This is a genomic window from Gimesia panareensis, from assembly GCF_007748155.1.
Lineage (GTDB): Bacteria > Planctomycetota > Planctomycetia > Planctomycetales > Planctomycetaceae > Gimesia > Gimesia panareensis.
This window is the reverse complement of the sequence record NZ_CP037421.1, coordinates 1,949,214-1,971,779: the sequence shown is the minus strand read 5'-3', so window position 1 is coordinate 1,971,779 and position 22,566 is coordinate 1,949,214. Positions and strand designations below refer to the sequence as shown.

Sequence of the window (22,566 nt, the reverse complement as noted above, 5' to 3'; positions counted from 1 at the left end):
AACAATTCTGATTAAACAGGTTGCTTAGAATTCACCAATCACGTTTCCATCAGCGATGGATAACAGGTTCAGATAAGTCGCCTGATTGATGTTTTCCGAGATGAACCGCACGGCGCCATCACCCATGGTGACATGCACACCACCCACGTGGAAGCTGCGTGCCGCCTGCCCTGAACCGGAACCGGTTCGGTCAGGGTTATTTCGCCGGTTAAAGTTTTTGTCGGAATTGTTATTGGAAGCATACGGTGTGGCATCTGTGTAACGAGTCGTATTCGGAGTCAGGATGCCATGGTAGTTTCTACCGGAAAACAGTGCCCCGGTGCACCAGCCCCAGGCTCCTTTATCGTCTCCGCCACTGATACCGACAACAATTTCTCCCAGCATGATAGAATTGGAAGCACCATCAGTGACGTCGCGGATTTTGGCACCATCCTGAGCAATGGCACTGAAGAACCCACGACGGGCGGAATTATTGAAGTCACCGATCGTCAGTGTTGATCCCGAACCCACGGAAGCGGCATACGTGATCTTGGAAAAACCGTTGAAATCCTGGGTCAACCGGGAACGATCGACGCCCGTCTGTGAAGGACAACGCAGACTCGGGATCTTCGCCTGCAGTACGCTGTTGCTGGAGCTGGCATTCGCACTGCGTGCCTTCAGACTCATGTTGTACTTGTTATACAGCGGTGCCTGATCCATGAATGGCAGAACCTGAACCACCCAGGTCGTTCCCCAGTTACCGTCACGCCCGTTGGCAGGAGCTGAACCGATTCCGTACCAGACGGCCCCCGGAGGAAACGTACGATGAGTATCGTGATAGTTGTGCATCGCCAGACCGATCTGCTTCAGATTATTCTTGCAGGTACTGCGGCGGGCTGCCTCACGTGCCTGCTGCACAGCCGGCAGCAGCAGCGCAATCAGAATCGCGATGATCGCAATGACCACCAGCAATTCAATTAATGTAAAACCTCGTTTCGCGTGGAACTTCGAATGCATCTTTGGGGACCCCTCCCTTTAGAAAGACTTGAAAAACTCCCCCACCTGAGCAACTGAAAGTACGGGGAAATAAATTTTAGATAATTGATTCGAGTGCGTTATCTGAAAGAGAAGCTGAGAATGGAATGAGGCGGGCATCTCAGAGAAAACGACGCACTCAAAAAGATTCGGAAGAAAGAATTCTCCGTTAACCATCCATGAATTTTAGGTAAACATGAGGCATGGGCAATCTATACATGTCACTTTTCATACAGTAAAAATCAAAAAACAGGCGATGTTCAGTACACATTCACTCTTTAGAACGACATAAGAAACATTGTTAAAAAATCAGGAACTCTTTCTCTCAAATACTGATCCGCTGCCCGCCACACTCGTTACAGCTAAACCACAACGATCCATTTTCAAAATTCATCCACGAATCCTTCATCTGGCAGCGTAGTTCCCGACGGTAGCGCGAGTGCAGCCAAGCGCACGATCGGTCGTCTTCTTTCAAAACACACCACAACCTGCCAGTAATGAACAACTGCTGGAAACCACTCACGGAAGCAACAGGGTTTTCCCTTAAAATCAGAGAAGCAGATCTAATACCACAAAAACGTGTTTTCATGAAATCGACCGCTTCCGATAACGAAGATATTCAGAAAGAGAAACTTGTCCTGTCACAGCGCTCGTGTGGATCTGAGTCAAGTTCGGAACTGACCCGATAGAAACGTCAGTGGAGTCCTATGGGAAATGACCAGATCCAAAACAGGAAATACTGAACTTGCTGAACAGCAGGCCGACTACTCTGAGTCCGTCCTTTCAGACGCGAAACTGGATTCGACGCAGTTACTCCAGGAGTTACAGGCCACGCGCGAAGAACTCAAACAGGCCCAGGCGCGCGCCGAGTCAGCCACCCGTGCCCGTTGTGAGTTTCTGGCCTACATGAGTCACGAAATTCGTACGCCGATGACCGCGATTCTGGGCTTCACCGAACTGCTGGAGAATGAGGCGCTTTCCGCCACCGATCAGACGCGGGCGGTGCAGACCATTCAACGTAACGGCCGCTATCTGCTCGACGTGATCAATGAAATTCTGGAGCTCTCCAAACTCGAATCCGGGATCCTGGAAATCGAATCGCTGCAGGTCAGTCCCATTCAAATCGGACGGGAAGTCATTGAACAGTTAACCGAACAGGCCAGCGAACAGGAAAACACGCTGCACCTCGAACTGGACGGGCCGGTCCCGGCAACCATCCAGTCCGATCCTTCCCTGTTGAAAGAAGCCCTGGTCAATCTGACGGGCAATGTACTCAAACTGTCCCGGCAGGGACACATTCGCCTGACACTGAGCTGCGATCCCACGCAGGAGGCCTTCAGCTTCCGGGTCAGCGATACCGGCCTGGGGATCCCCACTGACCAGAGGCAGCATGTCTTCCAGCCGTTTCGCCAGTCTGCCACAGCCGGGAAAAGGGCCAAAGCCGGATCGGGGTTTACGATCATCAGTCGGATTGCAGAACTGCTCGATGGTGAGATCAGCCTCGAACAGGAATCGGAGCAGCACAGCGAATTCACGTTTCAGATTGCCACCGGTCCTTTACACGAAGTTCGCATGCTCTCTTCTCTGGAAGAGCTGGAACACGAACTGCCCTTGTCCCAGTCCTTCTCCGTGAACAGTAGACTGCAGGGCCGCATCCTGGTCGTGGAAGACAACCTGGATAACCAGCGGCTGATCCGCTTTCTGCTCAATCGCGCGGGAGCCGATGTCACCATCGCCTCCAATGGACAGCAGGGCGTCGAAACCGCACTGCAGTCGAAATCCCCTTTCGATCTGATCCTGATGGATCTGCAAATGCCGGTGATGGATGGCTACCAGGCGACAAAAGCACTCCGCAATGCCGGATACACCAGCCAGATTATCGCATTAACCGCGCACGCGCTCACGGGCGAACGGGAACGTTGCCTCGCAGCAGGCCTGGACGACTGCCTGACCAAACCCATTGATCGCAACGTCTTCATCCCGCAGATCGCCGCCCGGCTGGCCAATAAATCTGCCAGCGTCTCCCGCTGAAGCTTTTCGCGCACCGCTGCACCATACGTCCCATTCCGCTTCGCGCTGATTTATCCTCTCCGCTGCACGAAACCCCTTGCGATTTCCGATTTGTAAACATACATTAGAAATCAGCACTCCTACTTTGAGTCCCTGCGCCCGACACACAGAAAGCAGCACCATGCCCGACTCCACTCCACTTCAAAGCCGCTTTGTTCTCGCACGCCGTACGTTGCTGATCGCATTCAGTCTCCTGATGTTTGGCGGTTCACGTCTCCCCGCTGCAGAACAATGGCAGGCAGGACTGGCCAAAGCCAACATCACTCCCCAGACCGGCGTCTGGCTCGCCGGCTATGGCTCCAAACGCGCCCCCGATGGCAAACTGCACGACATCTGGATGAAGGCCCTCGCCCTGGAAGCGCCCGGTGGCGAACGGGCCGTGCTGATCACCAGTGATTTTCAGGGCGTTCCCAAAAGCATGAGCGATCGCGTCTTCGAACAGATCAAAACAAAATTCGGTCTCAACCGGCGGCAGATCATGTTTACTTTCTCCCACAATCATTGTGGCCCCCGCCTGGGTGACGACCTCTACGATTACTATCCGACCACGCCCGAGCAGGACCAGATCGTCGCTGCCTACACGGACCGCATGGTAAAAGAAACTGTTACGATGATCGGCCAGGCTCTCGCTGACCTCGCCCCCGCCACTCTGCAGCAGGGGAACGGCCACACCACCTTCGCCGTCAACCGTCGCAACAACCGCGAAGCTGATATCCCCAACCTCCTCAAAGCAGGCAAAGCACTCGTCGGCCCCGTCGACCACGACGTTCCCATCCTGACAGTCACGCGTCCCGATGGACAGCTCGCCGCCGTCCTGTTCGGCTATGCCTGTCATCCCACCACGCTCAGCTTCACCAAAATCTGCGGCGACTATCCCGGCTTTGCCCAACTCGAAATTGAAAAAAATCATCCGGGCACCCAGGCCATGTTCGTCAATACCTGTGGCGGCGATCAGAACCCGCTCCCCCGCCGCAAAGTCGAACTCTGTGAAAAATACGGACACATGCTGGCGGTCGCCGTGGAAGAAGCTTTGAAGCAGCCGCTCCAGAAAGTCTCCCCCGGTCTCAAAACCGCTTTCGCGTATGTCGATCTCCCCTACCTCAAAGTCGTCACCCGCGCCGACCTCGAAGCCGATCTGAACAGCGGGAACCGCATCAAAAAACGCTGGGCGGCACGACTCCTGAAAAAACTCGATCAGGGGGAAACGTTTCCCACGGCTTATCCCTATCCAATCCACGCCTGGCGACTTGGCAATGAAGTGCTCATGATCGGCATGGGGGCGGAAACCGTCGTCGATTACGCGCTCCGCTTCAAACGTGAATTCGGTCCCGGCACCTGGGTCTGTGGCTACGCCGACGACATGATCTCCTACATCCCCTCCAAACGCGTCTGGCTCGAAGGGGGATACGAAGGGGGCTCAAACCTCTATGAATACGGTCGCCCCGCTTACCGCTGGTCCGAACAGACCGAAGATCTTATTTCCAAAACCGTTTACAAACTCGTGAAACAGGTGGAATAGGTATCGCTTACAGCGTTACATTCTCATCGGCTGCAGTGACCGTCTTCCCGGCAAAGATCTTCTGCACGATCGGCAGTTCAAACAACTCGGCCTCTTCCGCAGCCGTAATCGGACGCATCGGTCGCGGTGCAAAGTTGCCGGGAATGCCCCGCCGGTTCAACAGTGAAGTCACTGATGAAAACAGCGGTGCCGAAAACGTCTGCAACACCCGCAGTAATTCAGACAGATCCTGCTGCGCTGCCGCCAGTGTCTCCCAGTCTTCCTGTTCCGTCGCCGTCACCATCGTAGCGATCCATTCCGGCACCACGCCGTAGATCCCGTCCAGATGCTCGGTGACCCCCGTACGCAGCAGCACATCCATCAGCGTCGGCTGGGCGATGATCACGCGAAACTCATCGCCAATCGCATCCATCACCGGCCGGATCGTCACAAAATGATCCGAACACTTGATCCCGTGAATGTTCGGATGTTGCGCCAACTGCAGCACGGTCTCGACTTCCAGCTTCGTGCCCGTCGTCTGGGGCAGATCGTATAGAAACAAAGGCCGCGAACTCGCATCCGCCAGCGACCGGTAATATTCGATCAGGTCTTCCTGGCTGTATTTAATGAAAAAAGGAGCCAGCGCGACCACGCCGTCAATCTCATACCCTTCCACCATCCGGATCCGTTCCAGCGTCCGCACATAACTGGTATCGCCAACCCCGACCAGCAGTTCTGCCCGACCGGCGTTCAACGCCACGCTCTGCGCCACCAGGTCGCGATAAGTCGTCTCCTTGAGCAACTGCATCAACCCCATCGTCCCCGCGACCAGGAATCCGTTGATGCCGTGATCCAGCTGGTCCTGCAGGTGCGCTGCCAGTCCCTCCACATGCAGGTCTTCTTCCGGAGTCAACGGCGTCCCCAGGGCGGTGATCATCTTAATTGAACGGGTCATCTTTTATCTGCTTCCCTAAAGTAAGTACTCAAGAATTTTGATGCTGAAATTCCGCCAGGCTGATGACGGGACAGACCGTGTCCGACAGCATCCGATCAATCGCGCTTTGATCTTTAAAACCGCTTCCGGTAATCAGACAGACTACCGTTTCTTCAGACGCAATCTCTCCCTGCGCCACTGCCCGCAATACCCCCGCCAGCGAAACCGCTGCCGCCGGTTCACAGAAAATTCCTTCTTCGCGTGCCAGGCGGGCCTGCACCTCGAAGGTATATTCATCCGGGACCAGGTAACCGTTCCCGCCGGTCTCTCTGCAGACCCGGATCACCTCATGCCCATCCAGCACACTCGCCACCTGCAGTCCCCCGACCGCCGTCGTGCTCTCACAGGCGCGGGCCTGACTGCTCCCCTCTCTGAGTGGACCGGCAATCGTGTTGTTCCCTGCCGGCTGGACGCAGTGAATCGCGGGAAACTCGGCTTCCTCATTTCCCGCGAGCGCGGCCTGTAGACCACGATACACGGCCAGTAACAGTCCCCCGCCTCCCGCACAGCAGACCACATGATCGATCGATCGTCCCAGATCAGCAGTCTGCCTGACGAGCTCGTGGCCAATCTGTTCCACGCCCGCCATCCCGACCGGGTTGAACTGATAACTGCTCACCTGTAGCGCCGCATCGGCACTGTTTCCGATCTGCTTGAGACACTTGAAAGTCGCCCGGCTGATTTCCGGATCCGCACCGAACCCTTCAATTCGCCAGACCTGCGCACCATAGGCCAGCATCTGTTTCAGCTTGTTCTCAGGAGCACCAATGAAAACTGCCACCTGGCATTCCATCCCCGCTGCCGCACTGTAGGCAGCCAGCGCAGAACCGGCATTTCCACTCGAACAGGTCACCACGCGCCGCTTCCCCTGCGACAGCATCTCGGTCATCGCGGCTGCCGCAAAGCGATCTTTATAAGAACCGGTCGGATTCACCGTCTCCAGTTTGAAATACAGATGTTCGAGCCCCACCGACGGCCCAATCCGCCGCGAACGTACCAGGGGAGTCTCCCCCTCTCCCAACGTAAACAATTCAGATTCCATTTCCGGGTCCCTGGTAAGTTGATTTCACTCTCACTTTGAAAAACGATTCCTGCAACAAAGGCGTACCTTACCAGAGGCGATTGAGAAACATCAGCATTCTTGAGCAAAACGTCAGAAATGTCTTGACGGTCAAATATCCAGTTATATGATAATAAACCAGATTGTCATACAATCTAAGTATTTATACTACAATAGTCCATGGCAGATGCCATGACGAGATACGGAAATCTGTGATGTTCTTCACGTAAATCCACGTTCAGCTGGTTACGTGACAGAACGCCAACATTTCTGACATTCATTGTCGCGCTCACAGGATATTCGTTACATGAACACGCTGCAGAGTGATTCTCCGGTTACCGGTTCCGACTCCAAGACCCTCAGCGCTGATCTGGCCGAACAGCTCTGCGCCCGGATCCGCAACGATCGCCTCGCCCCCGGCACCCGCCTGGGAACCGAAGCCGATCTGGCCAGCGAATTCGGTGTCTCAAGGACCGTCGTCCGCGAAGCCGTCGGTTCACTCCGCGGTCTGGGTGTGGTCGTCGGCAGACAGGGCCTTGGGCTCTGCGTCGGCGAAGCAGACAACTTCTCCACGGTCCTCCGCAATGCACTCGTTCCCCAGGTGGCCAGCCCCGAAGGCTGGCGCGAACTGCAGCAGCTGCGTGCGGTAATTGAAATCGGTTCGATTTCCCTGGCCGTCGAGTTGATCTCCACTGAAGAAATCATCCGCCTGCAGACCATCGTCGCAGAGATGAAACGCGTGATGCACAACTTCGAACAGGACCCCGAGGGGACCAGCAAATCTTACAAAGAGCTCGACTGCCTGTTTCACGAAACCATCCTGGCCGCCTCCCATGGAAACTTTGTGCAACAGTTTCACGGCGTCCTGCTCGATTACTTCCACGCCGGCGACTTGTACGGTCATCCGCCCCGCGAGAGCGGGCTCCGTGAACACGAACAGATCGCCAACGCCATCGCCGACCGCGATGTCGACCTGGCTACCAGATACCTGACACAACACCTGCAGCCGCAATTAAAAGCGCCCAGCGCAGAATAACGGAACAATTACGCCTCAGGCGAATGACATAGACTTCGAATAAACTCAGTAATAGATCGCAGCAGAACCAGCTTTCGATCGGCGCGTTCGCGTCGGAACCCGGCCTGCCGCACTGATAATAATTTGATCTCGAAAGTTTTATCTATGCACCTGTGTGCCAGGGTGATCATAGCTTTTATTTCTTTGCGTTACTGATGGGAGATGTTTCCATGTTCCGTTTCCATTCCAAGGTGAGAACTCGTGGATTTACACTGATTGAACTTCTGGTCGTGATTGCCATTATTGCCATCCTGATCGCCTTACTGCTTCCCGCGGTACAACAGGCGCGCGAGGCTGCCCGGCGTTCATCCTGCAAAAATAACTTCAAGCAGGTGGGACTCGCGCTGTAGAACTATCATGACACCTTTACGACGTTCCCCATCGGTGCGGGCATCAGTGGCGGCTGCAGCGGCTACTCGGGCGCCCACATGTTTTCCTGGGGAGTCCGCATTCTGCCCTACATCGATCAGGCCAACATCTACAACAACCTGAACTTCTCCGGGTCGACTCCGTTTGTCCCCGCGAATTTCTCCAACACCACCTGCCTCAACACCGTGGTGCCGTTTCTCTGTCCCAGCAACCCGCAACCCGACACCATCGTCAACAGGAACGGTGCTTTTGCCGGCGCCCTCCCCGACGGCATGCCCCGCACCGACATGGGGGGCGTCGCCGACTCCGTCAGCTGGAAATGCAACAGCGGTTCCGGCGTGCGACCGACCTCCGTCGGCAACGGTGTCCTCTACGCCATCTCCAAAGTCAGAATGCGCGACATCATCGACGGTTCCAGCAACACACTGATGGTCGGCGAAATCACCGGATCACTCGCCTCCAGCGGACTCAACGGCAACTCCTACACCGGCTACGATGTCTTCGATACCAGCAGCGGCATCAACAGCATCGAAACGGTTCCCGGGGGCGGCACCTTCTCGTTCCGTCCACAGGGTTTCTCCAGCTATCACGTCGGTGGCTGCCACTTTGTATTCGGTGATGGCTCGGTGCATTTCCTCTCCGAGAACATCGACCAGGGAACACTCACGGCGCTCACCACCCGCGCGGGCGGTGAAGTGGTCGGTGAATACTGATCCGGTTTCACTCGTCATTCATTTTTTGGATTCGTCTTCTAACTCCAGGCGTCTGCTCCAGCCTGCTCTACTGTAAGGAGTCTACCATGCCCGCAAAAGGGTTATTATTCTGTTTAACGCTCTTCCTGCTGGTCGGCTGTGGGGGTATCAGCGATGCCCCTGATCGCCGCGTTGTCACCGGCACCGTCACTCTGGACGGTGCCCCCCTGGAAGGAGGCGTCATCCGCTTCCGTCCCCAACCCGAAGGTCCCATTGCCGCGGGAAAAATCCGGGACGGCAAATACGAAGTCACCAACAAGGGAGGCGTCCCCCTGGGGAAACAGCGTGTGGAAATCAAGGGCGCACCGATCCTCCCTGAGGATACCTCCGGGATGTCCCTCGGACAGATCGACGCCGCCACCAAACCGGCCATCCCGATTCCCGATCAATACCATAAGAATTCAGAACTCGAAGCCGACATTGAAGCAGGCAGCGAGCCCCTGGTTCTCAACTTCGATTTGAAAAAATAAATTCCCCCTCAAAAGATCAGGCGCAAGACATGCTACACCTGCGAATCATCATCCCTCTCCTTGCCTCATTCCTGCTCTCCCTGGCATCAGCGCAGGCGGAAGAATGGAATCACCCCCAGACCAGCAAACTGCCTCACCAGCATCTCGGCCCCTTCATCAGATTGACGGATGGCAACATCCTCGCCCCCGATGCCAAACAGTCTCTGCTCAGCGCAGATGAAGGCCAGACCTGGCAGGCCACGCCCCTCTACGCCCAGCCGGAAAAATTTCACACCAGCAACGAACGCGCCCTGATCCAGACCCGCAAAGGAACGATCCTCCTCGTCTGTATGAATCTGGCCGAACGCAAATTCAACTGGAACGACAAACTCGGCGGACCACAGTCCGACTGCTACCTCCCCGTCTATGTCATCCGCAGTACCGATAATGGAAAAACCTGGCTCACACCTCAGATCCTGCAGGGCCACGGCTGGTGCGGTGCGGTCCGCAGCATGATCCAGACCAAATCGGGCCGCATTATCGTCGTCGTCTCCCAGTCCATCGCCAACCCCGGCAGGCACGTCTCACACACCTATTACTCTGACGATGAAGGCGAGACCTGGAAACACAGCAACATGATCGACCTCGGCGGTTCCGGCGATCATGACGGCGCGATGGAAGGCACGATTGTCGAACTCAAAGACGGACGCATCTACCAGCTGATCCGCACGAAATTCGGCCGTTTCTGGGAAGCCTTCTCTGAAGACGAAGGCGCTTCCTGGCGGACCATCCGCCCCTCGAAAATTCCCGCCAGTTCGTCCCCCGCGATTCTCAAGCGACTCGACAGCGGCCGCATCGTCATGCTCTGGAACCGCTTCCGCGATCCAGAAAAGCGCAAGGGACGCCGCGAAGAACTGTCGCTGGCCTTCTCCGACGACGACTGTCAGTCCTGGAGCAAGCCCACCGTCATCGCCCGCGATCTGACACCCCCGGGACAGAAACGCGAAAACCGCGTCTCCTATCCCTACGTCTTTGAAGCCCATCCGGGAGAACTCTGGATCACCACCATGCAGGGCCCCGTCCGTCTCAAACTCAAAGAGGCCGATTTCCTCAGCCCCTGAGTCATGAGTCTGCATCCTGAAAATGTCCTGCGTCCAGGCACAATAGTGATGGTTTAGCCAGCTGTTTCCTGCTATGATAAAGATCCGCCCATATATAAACCCGATACGGATCTTATTCAGAACTCACTCCCCGCCTCAGGAGCAGCCTTCATGCACTCGATTTCCCGACGCCAGTTTCTCAGCACAGCCGGCGCCACCTGCCTGACACTCCCCTGCCTGTCGCCACTCTTTGCCGGTAAAACAGCACCGCCGACGCTCACCCTCGGCTTCAGCCTCTACGGCATGCCGCACATGAAAACCGAACAGGCCCTGCAGACCGTCGCAGACATCGGCTACGACTCCACCGAACTCTGCCTGATGGACGCCTGGGATGCCACACCGCTCAAACTCAACAAACAGAGACGTACGGAAATCGCAAAGAAACTCGACGACACCGGCCTCAAACTCACCTCGCTGATGGAACACTGCGACCTCACCGGCTCCCCCGCCAGCCAGAAACCGGTCCTCGAACGACTCAAACGGGCGGCGCAACTGGGGCACGACCTCAAACCCGATCAGCCCCCGCTCATCGAAACCACCGCGGGCAGCGGCAAGTGGGAAGACCGCAAAGAGGAAATGCGCGACAACCTCAAAGGCTGGGCTGAAGTCGCCGAGAGCACACAAACGGTCATCGCCGTCAAGCCGCACCGGGGTGGAGTCGTCGATCGCCCCGAACAGGGCGTCTGGCTCGTCGAACAGATCAACAGCCCCTGGATCCGCCTCAACTACGACTACAGCCATTTCACACACCGCGACATCGCGCTGGAAGATTCGCTGAAAACCATGCTCCCCTACACCAGCTTCATCCAGATCAAAGACACCGTCCTCAAAGACAACAAAGCCCGCTTCGTCCTCCCCGGCGAAAGCGGTGACATCGATTATGTTCGCCTGCTCAAAATCGCCGTCGCGGGAGGCTATCGTGGAGACATCTGCTGCGAAGTCAGCGGCATGGTCTTCAAACAGCCCGGCTACGATCCCGTTGCCGCCGCGAAGACCTGCTACCAGAATATCGCCCCCGCCTTCCAGAAAGCCGGCATCAAACGCGGCTGATTGTACATCGAATGCGTCTCACAAAGGGTTCGACGATGACGACACACAATCGAATTCAGACCGGCAGCTTCGTGACCGCAGCGATCTTCATCCTGCTGGCAGGCTCGCTCTCCGCCGCGGAACCGGCCCCTTCCAGTGACAAACAGCTCGAATTCTTTGAACTGCATATTCGCCCGATCCTGATCGAAAAATGTGCCGACTGCCACACTGGTGAAGCAGACGCGGAAAGCCCGCTCGCCCTGCAGTCCCGCGCCGACCTGCTCAAAGGAGGCGACTTCGGCCCCGCCATCGTCCCCGGCAAACCTCAGGCCAGCCTGCTCTTTCAATCCATTCAGCGCACCCACAAAGAACTGAAAATGCCCCCCGATGCGGAAGATCGGCTCAATGCCGAAACACTGGGCCACTTCAAACGCTGGATCGAATGGGGCGCCCCCTGGCCGGAAGAAAAAACAAAATCACGCACCACTGCCGACGCAAAGTCAGCCGAAAAACTGACCACCAGCCACTGGTGCTTCCTGCCCCGCCAGGAAGTCACGCCACCGGCAATTGACGATCCCCACTGGTCCAGGACCGCCATCGATCGCTTCATCTATGCCCGCCTGCAGACAGAACAGCTGACGCCCGTACCGCTCGCCGACCGCAGAACACTGATCCGCCGGGCCACTTTCGATCTCACCGGTCTGCCGCCGACGCCGCAGGAAATCACCGACTTTCTCAACGATCCCGCTGCAGACGAAACCGCGTTCGCCACAGTCGTCGATCGCCTGCTCGCCTCCCCCGCTTACGGGGAACGCTGGGGTCGCCACTGGCTGGACGTCGCCCGCTACGCAGACACCCAAGGAGACGTCGGCGACTTCCCGATTCCCGGCGCCTACCTCTACCGCAACTGGGTCATCGACGCGCTCAATGCCGATCTCCCCTACGATCAGTTTCTCACCGCCCAGCTCGCCGGCGACATTCTCTCCCAACAGGAATCCGATCCGGCCCGGGCCCGTCAGCTCAAAATCGCCACCGGCTTCATCGCCCTCTCCCGCCGGTTCGGCAACTCCCGTTTTGATGATCAGCACCTCACCATCGACGACACCATCGATACCATCGGCCGCGGACTCATGGGCGTCACACTGAAATGCGCCCGTTGTCACGATCACAAGTTTGATCCGATGCTCGCCACCGACTACTACGGACTCTACGGCATTTTCGAAAGCACCCTCTACCCCAGCATGGGCGCTTCCAATCAGCCCTCTCCCACGCAACTGGTCTCCGCGGAAAACACGCCCGGTTCCCAACAAAAAATCGACGCCTACTGGAAGCTGCTCAGCCACTATCAGCACCAGATCCGCAATCATTTCCGCCCCTGGCTCAAACCGACGCTCGAAGAATACAAACAGGTCGCCGCGAAGATTAAACAGGCCAAAGCGGAAGGCAAATCCTTTGAAAAACTGGAAGCCCGTCGGCAGAAACTCCTCGCCATGCATAAAGGGAAATTCCGCGAACTGATGATCCACGGCCTCCCCTGGCTCAAACAGGAGAAGGCCCGCCTGGTCAAGCAGCCCCCCGTGGAGATGCTCTACGCCGTCATCGATGGCAAACCGCATCACAGCCGCCTGCATCGCCGCGGGGATCCCGAGAACCAGGGTGAAGTCGTCCCCCGCCAGTTCATCAGCGTCATCTCGGAATCGAAACCGGACCTCGACAAACAGCACTCGGGACGCCTCGAACTGGCCCGCTGGCTGACCGATCCGGAACACCCCCTCACCGCCCGCGTGATCGTCAACCGGCTCTGGTATCACCACTTTGGACAGGGACTCGTCAAAACCGTCGATAATTTCGGCGTCCTGGGCGAAACCCCCTCCCATCCGGAACTGCTCGATTATCTGGCCAGTCAACTGATCGCACACCAGTGGTCGCTCAAAGCCCTGCATCGCCAGATCATGCTCTCTCGCGTCTATCGCCTCGACAGCCGGGACCAGCCGGAAAACAGTCGCCGCGATCCAGACAACGTCTACCTCTGGAAACACACACGCCGTCGCCTCGACGCCGAATCCATCCGCGATGCCATGCTCTTCGTCTCCGGCGAACTCGACCGCGAACAGGGGGGCCCGCACCCGTTCATTCCCTGGCATAAAAAAGGCTACAGCCTCAACGGTCCCTTCCACGAAGTGTACGAGACCAACAAACGCAGCGTCTACCTGATGACGCAGCGGCTCTATAAGCATCCCTTCCTGGGTCGCTTTAACGGCCCCGAAACCAACGAAACTTCAGGCAGTCGGCACAGTTCGCATCTGCCCACACAGGCACTCTACCTGCTGAACGCCCCCTTTGTTCCTCAGCAGGCCGCCGCCCTGGCCCGCCGCATCAAACAGACCTATTCGACCCCCGCAGAACAGGTGGAACTCGCCTGGCAACTGGCCTATGGTCGCAGCCCGACCAAATCCGAACAGGCAGACGCCCTTGAGTTTCTCAAAACGTATCAGGCACAACTGACGACAGAACAAAAGCAGAAATCGTCGAAAGAGGCTCCTTCCGCCTGGACCGGGCTGGCTAAAGTCCTGCTCACCAGCAACGAGTTCTTTTTTGTCGACTGACACCACAGTACATCAGGAACGCAGTATGTCCGATTCCCAATTGATTTCACGACGACAGCTTCTGCAAGCCGGCCTGGGCACCTCCGCTGGTCTCTGTCTACCCCGGGTATTGCCTGCGAATCTCGCTGCTCCGCATCACCGGCCCCGCGCGAAGCACGTGATCATGCTCTACATGTCCGGGGGGTATTCGCACGTCGACACCTTCGATCCCAAACCCGAACTCACCAGGCGGCACGACCAGTCGATCGGCGATGAAAACAAAGCCGCTGTCTCCGGTCAGCCGAAAATCGAACGCTATCTCAAAGCCCCGCTCTGGAAATTCCGTCCCAACCGGGAGTGCGGCACCGAAGTCAGCGACCTCTTCCCCGAGATCCGCAAACAGATGCACGAAGTCGCCCTGATCCGTTCCATGAACTGCGATCACCGCGACCACGGCGAAGCCACCCTGCAACTGCATACCGGCAGCACCACCGCAGCCATGCCAGGCATGGGAGCCTGGCTCAGTTTTGGCCTGCAATCCTTCAACCCGAACCTCCCTTCGCACGTCGTCATCTCCGAACATCGCCCCTACAACGGCCCCCAGCTGTGGGATGCCAACTTCCTCCCCGCAGTCAATACCGGCGTCCGCGTTATGCCCGGCAACGACCCGATCCCCTATCTCAAATCTCCCACGTCGCATTCCCGCCAGCAGCTCGAACTCTCCCTGCTGCAGAAACTGAATCAGCGGCACCTGGATCGTCGCGACCACGATCCCGAACTCACCGGTCGCATGAGTACCTTCAAAGCCGCTTCCGGACTCCAGCGCCAGGCCCCCGAAGCACTCGACCTCACAAAAGAATCCAAGGCAACACTCAACCTCTATGGAGCCGAACAGGGAGACCAGGCCAGCTACGCGGCCCAGTGCATCATGGCCCGCCGTCTGATCGAACGGGGCGTCCGCTTTGTCGAAATCATCGACGCCGTCGGTGCCTGCCGGGACAACTGGGATGCCGCGCACCGCGACATGGCCTCGCATGAAAAATACGCCCGCCGCGTCGACCAGCCCATCGCCGCCCTGATCACCGACCTCAAACAGCGGGGCCTGTTCGAAGAAACCCTGCTCGTCTTCTGTACCGAATTCGGCCGCTCCCCCTGGGCCCAGGACGGCAAGGGAACCAAATCCCGCACGCATCACCCCAACGCATTCTCCTGCTGGCTGGCCGGCGGAAATGTACGCGGCGGCGTGATTCACGGCGAATCCGACGACATCGGCAACTACGTCGTCAAAGACCTGGTCCACATCCACGACTTCCACGCCACCATCCTGCACATCATGGGACTCGACCACGAACAACTCACTTACCGTCATGCAGGGCGGGACTTCCGCCTCACCGACGTGCACGGACACGTGGTCAAACAGATTCTGAATTCCTGATCCGAAAACGTACCCCTGACGGTTTTTGCGACACCCGCGCCGAATCTTTCTACACCTCTGATCCCCGCTTCTCCAATCAGAATGGGTTTTCCTCTGACCACAGACGCCGTAGACTTGAGGGAAACCGGAACGCATTTTGCGGCTCAAGAGTCGTCAAAATTTCTTTCAACTGACAGGAGTATCAAATGGTCGGTTTTCTGCGAATGATTGTCGTCGGTGTCCTCTGCCTCAGTACCAGCCTGGTCATGGCGGCCGGACCGGAGACGGCCCAACTCAAAGCGTCCCGCGACAAAGCCATCACGTTCCTCAAGAACTCCCAGAACGAAGACGGCACTTGGACCTTCAGCGAAGCCGCGGGTATCTCTGCACTGGTCACCACCGCACTCATTGAATCGGGCGTTCCCCTCGATGATCCCACACTCGCCAAAGCACTCAACCGGCTGTCCGCTTTCTGTCAGGAAGATGGCCGCATCTGTTCGGCCCGCAGTAATCACGCTGGCTACGAAACCGCCGTCGCCCTGATGGCCCTGCAGGCCGCCAACAAATCGGGCAAATATGACGAGCAGATCAAAAAAGCGGGACAGTTCCTCCGCAGTCTGCAGTTCGATGAAAGTAAAGATGTCAAACCCAGTGATCTCTCCTACGGCGGCGCAGGCTACAGTCCTGACGGTGGTCGCCCCGACCTTTCCAACACCGCCTTCATGATCCAGGCCCTCAAAGCAGCTGGTGCAAAATCGGACGATCCCGCGATTCAGAAAGCACTGACCTTCGTCTCCCGCTGTCAGAACCTGGAAAGCGAATATAACACATCCCCAGCTGCTGCGAAGATCAACGACGGAGGCTTCTACTACACGGTCGCCGCCGGCGGATCGTCACCTTCCGGCAAAACCAAAGATGAAGGTCTCCGCTCTTACGGCAGCATGACCTACGCCGGTCTCAAAAGCATGATCTACGCCGGACTGACTCCCAAAGATCCCCGCGTCAAAGCCGCCCTGGACTGGATTCAGAAAAACTACACCGTCCAGAACAATCCCGGGATGGGCGACAACGGGCTCTACTACTATTACCAGCTGTTTGCCAAAGCACTCGACACCGCAGACATGCAGCAGGTCAAAGACAGTAAAGGTAAAACGCATGACTGGCGCAAGGAACTCGCCGACCATCTGTTTACCCTGCAGCAGGATAACGGCAGCTGGGTCAACTCCAAATCCAATCGCTGGTTTGAAGGAGACCCCAACCTGGTCACTGCCTACACGCTGCTCGCCCTGAAGAACTGCGAGTCAGCTCCCCCAAAAGATTAAGCGAAGATTAATCGCGTTCCGGCGACGCCAGTTTTCGCAGCCGCAGCCAGTCTGCGGCGCGGTCGGTCCAGGTGTCGACGTTCGAATCAGCCACCGGTCGCATTCCGTAGCCGTGACCACCTGTTTCATAGATGTGCAGTTCGGCCCCGACGCCGTTATTTTTGAGAGCCGTATAATACAGAATACTGCTCAAGGGTGTCGCGTGGTCATCATGCGCGTGTGCCATGAACACCGGTGGGGTCTTTTTCGAAACCGTGAAAACTTCATTCAGCTTCCCGGTCTTGTCATCCACCAGCCGCCAGGGATAAATCAGCAGGCTGAAGTCCGGCCGACACGAAATTTTGTCGGTCGCATCCTGTGCCGGATAAGCCCGTTCGTCAAAGCGAGACGTTACCAGCGCCGCTGCCTGACCGCCTGCTGAAAAACCGATCACGCCAATCCGGTCCGGCTTGAGGTCCCACTCTTTCGCCCGCTCACGCACCAGGCTCAAGGCCCGCTGCCCGTCCTGCAGAGGACGTTCGGAAAACGGCGGCAGTTTTTCGTTTGCCCGCTTCGGAGGTGTCTTGCCAGGCTTGGTCCGGTAATGCACGACAAACGCCGTGATCCCCATCGAATTCAGCCACTCGGCGGCCTCCGAACCTTCTTTGTCGGTCACGACATAGCTATAGCCCCCGCCGGGAAAGATCAGCACGGCCGACCCGTTCCGTTTGCCGGCCGGTGGCTGATAGACAAACAGCTGCGGTCGCGTAATATCTTTCACGCGGGTTGCCGGCGGATTTTCATTTTCACGTCGCGGCAGTTTTTCCCCGGTGTTCTTTGTGGTTTCACCCGGCGCCATCCCGGGCCAGATGTCAATCACCGCATCCGGCTCGCGTGCCTCGGCTGCACTCAACAGTCCACAAATCATACCCGCAACAACGAATGACAGTAGCGCCCACCGCCTCATACCAGTATCTCCTCAACAATTCTGGACGGTTCAACGCCCGTCAGTTTAAAATCAAGTCCCTGATGTCGATACGTAAATCGCTCGTGATCAATGCCCAGCAGATGCAGCACAGTCGCATGCAGATCGCGGACATGCACCGGGTTCTCGGCCACGTTGTAACTGAATTCATCGGTCATGCCGTAGGTCATCCCCGGCTTCACACCGCCACCGGCCAGCCAGGTAGTGAAGCACCGCGGGTGATGGTCGCGGCCCCCTTCGGGGCTGTCCCATTTGCCCTGCCCCGCCACACCGCGGCCGAACTCACCGCCCCAGATCACCAGGGTCTCATCCAAGAGGCCACGCTGCTTGAGATCTTTCACCAACGCGGCACTCGCCTGGTCGGTATCGCGACAGCGGGCTACGCACCAGGAACCGAGGCGGCTGTGATGATCCCAGTCCGGGTGAAAGAGCTGCACAAACCGCACGCCCCGCTCGATCAACCGCCGTGCCAGCACACAGTTGGCAGCGTAACTGCCGGGCCGACGCGAATCGGGACCATACAGCTCAAACGTCGATTCCGGCTCGTCTCTCAAATCATTCAGCTCGGGAATACTCGACTGCATCCGCCACGCCATTTCGTACTGCCGGATCCGGGTTTCAATTTCGGGATCCCCGGTCTGCTCGAGTCGCATCTGGTTCAGTTCCGCAATGCCGTCCAGCATCCCCCGCCGGATCGGCCGCGGCATCCCGTCCGGATCGCGCAGGTACAACACCGGTTCTTTCGCATTCCGCAGCTTCACCCCCTGGTAACGGGACGGCAGAAAACCGCTGCCCCAGTAATGATCATACAGCGGCTGATCGCTGGGCCGCTTCATCTTGGAGATTAACACCAGGTAATCGGGCAGATTCCGGTTCTCGCTCCCCAGTCCATAACTCGACCAGGCCCCGATCGACGGTCGCCCCGGCAGCTGATGCCCGGTCAGAAACTTCGTCATCGCCGGTGCATGATTGATCTGATCGGTGTTCATCGACTTGATGAAGCAGAGCTCGTCCGCGACTTCACCATGGTGAGGCAGCCACTCACCCAGCGTCGCCCCACTCTCGCCATAGCGTTTGAATTTCGTGCGGGAGGGCATAATCAGCTGTTTCTGATTGGCGGTCATCGTCGTCAGTCGCTGCCCACCCCGGACGCTTTCGGGCAGCTCCTTCCCTGCCCACTTCATCAGGTTGGGCTTATAATCGAACAGCTCAATCTGTGACGGTCCCCCCGACTGCGTCAGAAAGATGACGTTCTTCGCCTTCGGTGGTTTGTGGGGCAGATCAGGCAGACCAATCGCGGGCGTTTTCTCTGCTGCGGTTGCGCGTGTCGCTTCCAGCAGTCCGAGTGCCATCGCACCCAGACCGACGCCTGCGCCCTGCCCCAGAAAATAGCGGCGGGAGACTTCCAGTGCGGAATGTTCCAGTGGCTCATTCATGGGTAATCGCCTCATCCAGGTTAAAGATCATGCTCGCAACCACCATCCAGGATGCCAGCTCATCCGGTGCCACTTTGTTTTTTGCCGGCGGCTGTCCTACATCAAGCAGTTGCAGCGCTGCCTCGGGGTGACTCTGATAATAAGCGCGCGACTGCTCATATTCCCGCGCCAGCACGCTCTGCTCCCGGGCAGTCAGGGTACGGGACAGAATCCGCCGTGCGATGAAATCAATCCGCTCAGCCGGCGTCTGCTCCTCTTGAATCGCAGTCCGTGCCAGCTCACGTGAGGATTCCAGAATCGTCACGTCGTTCAACAGGGTCAGCGCCTGCAGCGGAGTATTCGTCCGCCGCGGCTTCACTTCGCAGACCCGCCGCTGGGCACTGTCAAACAGAAACGTCGGTGCACTCGAACGTCGCCAGAACGCATACAGGCTCCTGCGGTATTGGGCCGCCCCCTGACTCGGTTCGTAATTAAAACGTCCCATGAACATCTCGGCCCAGACACCCGGCGGTTGATAAGGCATCACCGGCGGGCCTCCCTGTGCCGGGTTCAGCAGTCCGCTGGCCTGCAGGGCTGCATCGTGAATCATCCAGCTGGGCAGACGGAAGCGGGCACCGCGGGCCAGCAAGCGGTTCTCCGGATCGCGGGTCAGCAACTCGGGAGTGACGTCGCTTTGCTGCTGATACGTTCGGCTGGTGACGATCAGTTTCAGAATGTGTTGCAGATCCCAGTCATGTTCCATTAATTCTACGGCCAGCCAGTCCAGCAGTTCGGGATGTGTCGGGCGTTCTCCCTGCAGACCAAAATCGCCCGGCGTCCGCACCAGCCCGGTGCCAAAACAGAGCTGCCAGAGATGGTTCACCACCACCCGCGCCGTCAACGGGTTCTGTTCCGCCACCAGCCACTGCGCCAGGTCCAGCCGGTCTTTCGTTTTCTCAGCAGGCAGGGGCAGGATCGCTTCCGGCACCGAGCGGGAAACTTCTTTACCATGCTTGTCCCAGACACCCCGCTCCAGCACATATGTTTTCCGCGGCTCTTTCCGTTCGGCCAGCACCATCACCGACAGTTCCCCGGCCGCTTTTTTGACCTGCGCCAGCTGGGCATTCGCCCGGTCCAGCTCCGTCTTCCGTCGCTGGTAATCGGCATGGTCCACCAGGAACTGTTCCAGCAGTCGCTTCCGTAACTTCGGATCCAGCTGGGCCGGCTCTTTCACCTTCGCCTGAGCCAGCGCTTCCAGCGGCATCGGATCGAGCGACCGTACCGCCTGCCCCGGCTGATCAGTCAGCAGCAGTCGGAACCGACCAATGTTCGCATCCCCCTCGGTGGAGCGATGCAGCATCACAAAAATCAGTTCTTCGCCAGGCTCCAGCACAAGTGGTTCCGCCAGTGCAAACACTGCCGTATGCTGCTGGCGGGCCGAGTAGGTCTCCGTCGTCCAGCCATTACGGGGATCGTCGTCCAGCGTGTCTTTAATCTTGCCGTAGTTGCGTCCCTTGGCTTCCTTTTCGACATCAGCCACCGCGGAGGCAATTTCGATGTCGCGCAACTGGGAACTCCCCTCGCGACGCACCTGCAGTTTGACATCGGTCAGAATGAATTCACCGGTTTTCCCCCGGGACAGTTTTCCATCCGTGTGCGATGGATGCGGAAAGACCTCCAGCCGCAGTCCGGTAATCCGTGGCAGTTGTGTGGAAGCAATCAGCCGATAATCATCCTGGCGCGGCGTGGGACCACTCGTCTGGATGATGCCCTCGGCTTCCTGTTTCAACACCGTCCCTTCCACCGAACTCAGTCCGTCAATCTGCGGCTGATACCAGGACTGAAAATCGTGTTGTTTGACTTTTTGGATCTGCTCCTTTAGCCATGGTTCGAACTCCGCTTCCGCCTGCTTGCGGGCCGCGGCTTCCAGCGGCTTCCGTTCCTGCACGACCTGCTCTGCTTCTTTGATCGCCCGTTCCACCAGCGGTGATTTAAACTTCAGATAAGGCTTCGCCCGGCTCCCCGCTTTGCCGTCCTCATCAATACTGTTGAAGAAGGCGAACAGGCTGTAATAATCGGCCTGCGAAATGGGATCGAATTTGTGCGAGTGACACTGGCAGCAGCCCAGCGTCAGCCCCAGCCAGACAGTCCCCGTCGTATTCACCCGATCGATGACGTAATCGATCCGCGACTCTTCCGGGTCGCGTCCCCCTTCGCCGTTGGTCATGTGATTCCGATGGAAACAGGTCGCCAGCTGCTGCTCGGGAGTCGACTTCGGCAAGAGGTCGCCGGCAAACTGCTCGACCGTAAACTGATCGAAGGGCTTGTTCTCATTGAACGACTGCACGACCCAGTCCCGCCAGGGCCAGTTGGTGCGGGTCGAATCCTGCTGAAACCCGTCCGTATCTGAATAGCGGGCCAGATCCAGCCACCACATCGCCATCCGCTCGCCGTAATGTTTTGATTTCAGCAGACGGTCCACCATCTTCACATAGGCCTCCGGCGAATCATCATTCACAAACGCGTCGACTTCGGCTGGCGTGGGAGGCAGCCCCGTCAGATCAAACGAGACCCGGCGGATCAGCGTTCGCTTTGACGCAGCCGGGGAGAGCGACAGCCCCTCTGCAGCCAGTTTCCGCTGCACCAGCACATCGACCGGATGCTGCTTTGTTTCTTCCGCGTTGAATTTCACCTTGGTCGGCGACTCAAACGACCAGTGCCGTCCCCACTGCGCCCCCTGTTGAATCCATTTACGAATCGTCTCAATCTGCGGCTTCGTGAGTGGCTTGCGATGCGAATCGATGGGCGGCATTAAGAGGTCGCTGTCACTGGTGCTGATGCGCGCCAGCAATTCACTCTCTTGCGGTTTGCCCGGCACCACCGCTGTCGTGCCGTCCCGATTCTCCGTCGCCGCTTCGCGCAGATCCAGCCTCAAGCCAGCTTCGCGATGATTGGGATCGGGACCATGACAGTGAAAACAGCGATCTGAAAGGATCGGCAGCACGTCGCGGCTGAAATTCACGTCCTCCGCCGCACAGATCTTCCCCGTCAGAAACAGGGCAGACACCATGATGAGTGGTTTGAGCAAGTCAGGCATGAGTTTTGATGCAGAGAGAGATTCAGGCAGGAATTTGTAATGAGGAAGCCGGATTGGATCAATCCAGCTACATTTATGGTACTTACGCCCCTCCCCCAGGTCCAGAGAAACCAGCAAACGACAGCCTGGAAAGCAATATCCCTGCAGACCAAACCAACTGTCCATCTATTTACAAAGATTTTCTGAGTGCCGTCAAAGCTGTTTCCAGCAGATAAAACAGCAGGGATATCCTTGATTCCCGGACTGACTGGAAATTGACCGGAAAAATCATATTGACATCTGTATTTGCAGAATTATCA

General features: G+C 57.5%; 15 protein-coding genes and 1 pseudogene. 10 read left to right on the top strand and 6 right to left on the bottom strand.

All coding sequences use genetic code 11. The features are described 5' to 3' along the window. Positions 1 to 24: 24 nt before the first annotated feature. Complete coding sequence (locus Enr10x_RS07480; protein WP_145105730.1) at positions 25 to 996, bottom strand: DUF1559 domain-containing protein; 972 nt, start codon at positions 994 to 996, stop codon at positions 25 to 27. Positions 997 to 1,728: 732 nt separating this feature from the next. Here Enr10x_RS07480 and Enr10x_RS07475 point away from each other — a divergent pair. Both Enr10x_RS07475 and Enr10x_RS07470 read left to right on the top strand, forming a co-directional pair. Continuing rightward, the gene (locus Enr10x_RS07475; protein ID WP_145105727.1) at positions 1,729 to 3,045 is read left to right on the top strand and encodes a response regulator; all 1,317 of its coding nucleotides are present in this window, start codon (positions 1,729 to 1,731) and stop codon (positions 3,043 to 3,045) included. A 160-nt stretch (positions 3,046 to 3,205) separates the two neighbouring features. Continuing rightward, positions 3,206 to 4,603: a neutral/alkaline non-lysosomal ceramidase N-terminal domain-containing protein gene (locus Enr10x_RS07470; RefSeq protein ID WP_145105724.1), complete on the top strand. Its 1,398-nt coding sequence runs from the start codon at positions 3,206 to 3,208 to the stop codon at positions 4,601 to 4,603. Between the two features lie 7 nt (positions 4,604 to 4,610). Here Enr10x_RS07470 and Enr10x_RS07465 read toward each other — a convergent pair whose 3' ends face one another. Continuing rightward, positions 4,611 to 5,537 (bottom strand): dihydrodipicolinate synthase family protein, encoded by a 927-nt coding sequence (locus Enr10x_RS07465; RefSeq protein WP_145105721.1) that lies wholly within the window; start codon positions 5,535 to 5,537, stop codon positions 4,611 to 4,613. 28 nt (positions 5,538 to 5,565) lie between these two features. Next, the gene (locus Enr10x_RS07460) at positions 5,566 to 6,618 is read right to left on the bottom strand and encodes a pyridoxal-phosphate dependent enzyme (RefSeq protein ID WP_145105718.1); all 1,053 of its coding nucleotides are present in this window, start codon (positions 6,616 to 6,618) and stop codon (positions 5,566 to 5,568) included. A gap of 325 nt (positions 6,619 to 6,943) precedes the next feature. On the opposite strand from Enr10x_RS07460, the gene Enr10x_RS07455 reads away from it, so the two are divergent. The 8 genes and pseudogenes from Enr10x_RS07455 (at position 6,944) to Enr10x_RS07420 (ending at position 16,791) form a co-directional block, all read left to right on the top strand. Next, a complete protein-coding gene (locus Enr10x_RS07455) occupies positions 6,944 to 7,672 on the top strand; it encodes a FadR/GntR family transcriptional regulator (RefSeq protein WP_145105715.1) in 729 nt (242 codons plus the stop codon). A gap of 194 nt (positions 7,673 to 7,866) precedes the next feature. Further along, positions 7,867 to 8,793, top strand: a pseudogene (locus Enr10x_RS07450) (DUF1559 domain-containing protein). 86 nt (positions 8,794 to 8,879) lie between these two features. Then, positions 8,880 to 9,302 carry a hypothetical protein gene (locus tag Enr10x_RS07445; protein ID WP_145448602.1) on the top strand — a complete coding sequence of 141 codons (423 nt, stop codon included), beginning with the start codon at positions 8,880 to 8,882 and terminating at the stop codon, positions 9,300 to 9,302. A gap of 29 nt (positions 9,303 to 9,331) precedes the next feature. Further along, entirely contained in the window at positions 9,332 to 10,402 is a 1,071-nt protein-coding gene (locus Enr10x_RS07440; RefSeq protein WP_145448601.1) for a sialidase family protein, read from the top strand. A 150-nt stretch (positions 10,403 to 10,552) separates the two neighbouring features. Then, the gene (locus Enr10x_RS07435; RefSeq protein ID WP_145448600.1) at positions 10,553 to 11,491 is read left to right on the top strand and encodes a sugar phosphate isomerase/epimerase family protein; all 939 of its coding nucleotides are present in this window, start codon (positions 10,553 to 10,555) and stop codon (positions 11,489 to 11,491) included. Between the two features lie 35 nt (positions 11,492 to 11,526). Next, a complete protein-coding gene (locus Enr10x_RS07430) occupies positions 11,527 to 14,076 on the top strand; it encodes a PSD1 and planctomycete cytochrome C domain-containing protein (protein WP_197997509.1) in 2,550 nt (849 codons plus the stop codon). Between the two features lie 25 nt (positions 14,077 to 14,101). After that, positions 14,102 to 15,490, top strand: coding sequence for a DUF1501 domain-containing protein (locus tag Enr10x_RS07425; protein ID WP_145448598.1), 1,389 nt, complete (start codon positions 14,102 to 14,104; stop codon positions 15,488 to 15,490). A 185-nt stretch (positions 15,491 to 15,675) separates the two neighbouring features. Then, a complete protein-coding gene (locus Enr10x_RS07420; protein WP_145448597.1) occupies positions 15,676 to 16,791 on the top strand; it encodes a prenyltransferase/squalene oxidase repeat-containing protein in 1,116 nt (371 codons plus the stop codon). Positions 16,792 to 16,798: 7 nt separating this feature from the next. Here Enr10x_RS07420 and Enr10x_RS07415 read toward each other — a convergent pair whose 3' ends face one another. The 3 genes from Enr10x_RS07415 to Enr10x_RS07405 are packed head-to-tail and all read right to left on the bottom strand — an operon-like array spanning position 16,799 to position 22,267. Then, complete coding sequence (locus tag Enr10x_RS07415) at positions 16,799 to 17,737, bottom strand: alpha/beta hydrolase (RefSeq protein WP_145448596.1); 939 nt, start codon at positions 17,735 to 17,737, stop codon at positions 16,799 to 16,801. After that, complete coding sequence (locus Enr10x_RS07410) at positions 17,734 to 19,191, bottom strand: DUF1501 domain-containing protein (RefSeq protein WP_145448595.1); 1,458 nt, start codon at positions 19,189 to 19,191, stop codon at positions 17,734 to 17,736. Before Enr10x_RS07410 ends, Enr10x_RS07415 begins: the two co-directional genes overlap by 4 nt. Next, positions 19,184 to 22,267, bottom strand: a complete 3,084-nt coding sequence (locus Enr10x_RS07405; protein ID WP_145448594.1) for a PSD1 and planctomycete cytochrome C domain-containing protein — start codon at positions 22,265 to 22,267, stop codon at positions 19,184 to 19,186. Before Enr10x_RS07405 ends, Enr10x_RS07410 begins: the two co-directional genes overlap by 8 nt. Positions 22,268 to 22,566: the final 299 nt, after the last annotated feature.

Bases quoted from the DNA above. Each gene is read 5' to 3' on its own strand.
- Enr10x_RS07480 (WP_145105730.1), bottom strand. From the start codon at position 996: ATGCATTCGAAGTTCCACGCGAAACGAGGTTTTACATTAATTGAATTG.
- Enr10x_RS07475 (WP_145105727.1), top strand. From the start codon at position 1,729: ATGACCAGATCCAAAACAGGAAATACTGAACTTGCTGAACAGCAGGCC.
- Enr10x_RS07470 (WP_145105724.1), top strand. From the start codon at position 3,206: ATGCCCGACTCCACTCCACTTCAAAGCCGCTTTGTTCTCGCACGCCGT.
- Enr10x_RS07465 (WP_145105721.1), bottom strand. From the start codon at position 5,537: ATGACCCGTTCAATTAAGATGATCACCGCCCTGGGGACGCCGTTGACT.
- Enr10x_RS07460 (WP_145105718.1), bottom strand. From the start codon at position 6,618: ATGGAATCTGAATTGTTTACGTTGGGAGAGGGGGAGACTCCCCTGGTA.
- Enr10x_RS07455 (WP_145105715.1), top strand. From the start codon at position 6,944: ATGAACACGCTGCAGAGTGATTCTCCGGTTACCGGTTCCGACTCCAAG.
- Enr10x_RS07445 (WP_145448602.1), top strand. From the start codon at position 8,880: ATGCCCGCAAAAGGGTTATTATTCTGTTTAACGCTCTTCCTGCTGGTC.
- Enr10x_RS07440 (WP_145448601.1), top strand. From the start codon at position 9,332: ATGCTACACCTGCGAATCATCATCCCTCTCCTTGCCTCATTCCTGCTC.
- Enr10x_RS07435 (WP_145448600.1), top strand. From the start codon at position 10,553: ATGCACTCGATTTCCCGACGCCAGTTTCTCAGCACAGCCGGCGCCACC.
- Enr10x_RS07430 (WP_197997509.1), top strand. From the start codon at position 11,527: ATGACGACACACAATCGAATTCAGACCGGCAGCTTCGTGACCGCAGCG.
- Enr10x_RS07425 (WP_145448598.1), top strand. From the start codon at position 14,102: ATGTCCGATTCCCAATTGATTTCACGACGACAGCTTCTGCAAGCCGGC.
- Enr10x_RS07420 (WP_145448597.1), top strand. From the start codon at position 15,676: ATGGTCGGTTTTCTGCGAATGATTGTCGTCGGTGTCCTCTGCCTCAGT.
- Enr10x_RS07415 (WP_145448596.1), bottom strand. From the start codon at position 17,737: ATGAGGCGGTGGGCGCTACTGTCATTCGTTGTTGCGGGTATGATTTGT.
- Enr10x_RS07410 (WP_145448595.1), bottom strand. From the start codon at position 19,191: ATGAATGAGCCACTGGAACATTCCGCACTGGAAGTCTCCCGCCGCTAT.
- Enr10x_RS07405 (WP_145448594.1), bottom strand. From the start codon at position 22,267: ATGCCTGACTTGCTCAAACCACTCATCATGGTGTCTGCCCTGTTTCTG.